Below are 334 nucleotides of genomic sequence, written 5' to 3'. Positions count from 1 at the left end.
TCATTATGTTGAGTGGGATGCTGAGCTTGGTAGGCCTCTTCGCTTTAAATCAGTTCCACCATTTTCAGTTGGCGAAGTTCTTTCAATAACTGGCTCTTTAAATGGCCAAAACGATGGGTATTTTGAGCTGCTAAACAAAGACTCAGATGGTAGCCAGGTAAATAAGGTTGATGGGCAGTCCCAAGATGACCCAACATGGACAAGTTTTGTAACTGAAAGCACATCTAATGCAACGGTTATTGTTGAAGATGGGGGCGGCGATGGTCAATTTAACGGGCCCTTTTTCGCATGCCCTGCAGGTGAAGTTACTGACAAACTTTGGTTCGATTTTCGT

The 334-nt window shown here is 44.0% G+C and carries 1 pseudogene; it reads left to right on the top strand.

The features are described from left to right. Window positions 1–334, top strand: a pseudogene (locus C2M25_RS19430) (host specificity factor TipJ family phage tail protein); the annotation flags it as partial.

Source organism: Pseudoalteromonas sp. T1lg21 (assembly GCF_002964625.1).
In the GTDB taxonomy this organism is placed as follows: Bacteria; Pseudomonadota; Gammaproteobacteria; order Enterobacterales; family Alteromonadaceae; genus Pseudoalteromonas; species Pseudoalteromonas gelatinilytica.
This window is presented reverse-complemented; position numbering and strand designations above follow the sequence as displayed.